At 66.6% G+C, this 3062-nt stretch carries 1 protein-coding gene; it reads right to left on the bottom strand.

Annotation, left to right across the window (positions count from 1 at the left end; translation table 11 throughout):
* The coding region (locus ABD191_RS28505; protein WP_344088938.1) for a phage tail tape measure protein at window positions 1-3062 on the bottom strand (3062 nt) is incomplete at both ends.

Raw genomic sequence — 3062 nt, 5'->3', positions numbered from 1 at the left:
GTGGCCGACGCCATCGTTGGTGATGCCGATCATGAACGGGCTTTGCAGGTTGCGCTTCCAGCCGGCCGGGGCCGTGTCCCCCTGGAAGGAGAACGTGCTCCAGAGGCGGCCGCCAGGGGCGAGGCCCTGGATGACCTTCTGGATTCCGGACATGAAGCCGGAGCAGTCCCATGACGGGTCGCCCGCGCCGCCCCACTGGTAGGGCTTGCCGGCCTGCGAGCGGGCGAAGCCCATCGCTGCGGCGACTGAGCCGCTTGCAGATCCTCCGATGAGACCTTCGGCTGCCGCGACGACCTTGTCCTTCAGTGCCTGCAGCATCTTGATTGGGAACTGACTGAGGGCTTGCGCCCATTGCGAGCCCGTGAGGTTGGAGCCGATCTGGTCGCGGATGAACTTCGTCGCCGTGTCCCAAGCCTTGCTCGGGCTGGTCATGAACTCGATGCCGTCCATGAGGGCGCCGCCAATCTGGCGGGCCTTCCCGGACAGCCAGTCCACGACGCCGCCGTCGGCGTACCGGGGGATTCCCACAGCGCCACCCCTGGCGAAGGCGGAGCCGCCTCGCGCGGCTTGCGCTCGGAGCGCTTCGACCGCGGCGTGGCCGCCTGCGCCGCGGACCTCGGCCGCGGTCCACACGTGCTCGCCGTTGGAGAGGAGCGCGGGGATGGAGTCGGAGGTCGCGGTGCCAGCGCCGAACACCGAGCCGCCCGTAGCGAAGGTCGCCACGCCCAGCGTCTTGGAGCCGGTGAACTCGGCGATCATGTTCCAGACCTTGCGGATGCCGTTGTTGTAGACGGTGTCGATGATGAACTGGACGGGCTTGCGGGTGATGTCCTTCAGGCCGTCCCAGATCTTGCCGATGCCGCTGACCCCGGTCTCGAAGGAATCACGGACGTAGCCGATCCCCTTGGAGACGCTGTCGAAGGCAGGCTTGATCGCGTTGCTCCACACCCACTTGATGGCGGTACCGATGCCGTCCCAGGCGGGCTTAATGGCGTTCTGCCAGAGCCACATCGCCGCGTCGGCGACGAGGTGGACGCCAGCGACGATGTTCGTGAACGTCGGCTTGATGCCGTTGTTGTACAACCACATGGCGCCCAGTGCGATCGCGTCCCAGGCCGGCTTGATGGCGTTGGTCCACAACCACATGGCTCCTGCGCCCACCAGGTGGATGCCGGCGACGATGAGGTCAAACGCCGGCTTAAGGCCATTCGTCCACAGCCACAGGGCTCCGGTAGCGATGGCGTCGAAGGCAGGCTTGATGGCCGCATCCCACAGCCATCCGAAGACGGCGCCGAGGACCTTGATGGCGACGATGGTGGGGCCGACGAAGACGACGAGGATCCCCGTCGCGACGAACTTGATCGCCTCCCAGATCCAGCCGAGGGCGGGCTTGAGGGCGTTCTCCCACAGCCAGAGAGCTGCGGCACCGACCGCCTTGAGGCCGATCATGAAGCCCTCGAAGGCAGGCTTGATGATCGATTCCCAGGCGTACTTCACCGCGGTCTGGATGCCCGCCCAGGCTGCCTGGACGATGGCGCGGAAAGTCTCCGAGCGCTTGTAGGCGATGACGATGGCGGCCGCCAGGGCAACGAGCGCGATCACGATGAGGGTGATCGGGTTTAGCGCCATCACTGCGTTGAGGACCGCCTGCGCTGCCGCAAAGCCCTGCGTCACCGCGGTGCCGAGGAGGATCGCCGCTCGGTACACGGAGAACACGGCGGTAACCGCGGCCGTCGCAATGGCCTGCGCGTTGAGAGCGATGGTGACACCGCCAATGAGGATGGCGACCGGAGTCAGCCACACACCCCACTCGCGCAACCAGTCGACCACCGCCAGGCCGGCCCCCAGCAGGAGCTTGAAGGCGGAGACGAGCGGGCCGACGATCGTTGTGGTGAGCGTGGTGAGCGGCGGCAGCAGATACGTGTTGAGCCCGTGCGCCACTTGCAGAATGACGGGCAGGGCTTCGCCCGTGAGGAAGTCCACGAAGTTCTGCTTGAGGCTCCGGTAGAAGACCTCGAATTCGTGGACCGGGCCCGAGTGAATCGTCTCCCCGAGCTTGGCGGTGGCGCCCGTGATCAGGCCCATCCCGTCGATCGCAGCGTTCGGGTCAAGGGCGAAAAGGGCGTTGCCGAGGTCCTCGGCCTGCGTCCCGAACAGGCCGACAGCGGCGGCATTCTGCTCGACCGGGTCCTTCATGGAGCGCAGCTTGTCCAGAACGATCTGCAGTCCCTCACCCGCGGTCTCGCCGCCCTTGGCGATCTGCAGGGACATCTTCTCGGCGTCCAGTTCGAGCGCCTTGTAGGCGTCCTGCGACGACTGACTCATGTCGATCGCGCGGATGCCGAATTCCTTGAAGGCGTCCGCGATGATGTCGGTGTCTCGGGCGCCCGCTTTGATGCCCTGCTGGAACAGGCCGAGCGCTTCCTCGCCGTCGATGCCCAGCTTCTTGAACTGGATCGAGTACTCCTGGAAGGTCTCCAGGAGGTCTTCGGCGTTCGGACCCAGCTTCTGGAAGCCGACCGTGATCAGGTCGAGTGCGTCCTCGGCTGACGGCGCCAGCCCGTTCTTGAACATGGCCGCGACGGCCTGCGTCTGCAGCGACATGTCGACCGCGAACGTCGTCGCGACGTCGGACATCTTGGCGGAGAGGGATTCCAGCTGAGCGTTCGTGGCATCCGGCGACACGAGGCCGGCGTTGACCACTGCGCGGATGGCGTCGGCGCCTTCCTGGAAGGTCTCTACCAGGCCCTTGCTGTATAGGCTGCCGGCGACCTCGCCGTACTTCCCGGCATCCTTGGCGGTCGCGCCAAGCTGTGCCTGCAGGGTGGAGGTGATGCCGGCCTGCTCGATCGCCTCGGTGATGCCGGCGACGAGGATCGCGCCAGCAGCGGCCCCGGCCGCGGCCGCGCCGATGAGGAGCTTCTCCTTGAGGGTTCCGCCTGCGGCCTGTCCAGCATCGGCGCCGGCGTCCTCCGACGGGCCGACGAGCTGGCTGCGCAGTTCGTCGGCGATGCCGCGGACGGAGGGGATGATCTGGATCGTTGCGTAGCCGACGTTGGGCA

Source organism: Luedemannella helvata, assembly GCF_039528415.1.
GTDB classification, from domain to species: domain Bacteria; phylum Actinomycetota; class Actinomycetes; order Mycobacteriales; family Micromonosporaceae; genus Luedemannella; species Luedemannella helvata.
This window is presented reverse-complemented; position numbering and strand designations above follow the sequence as displayed.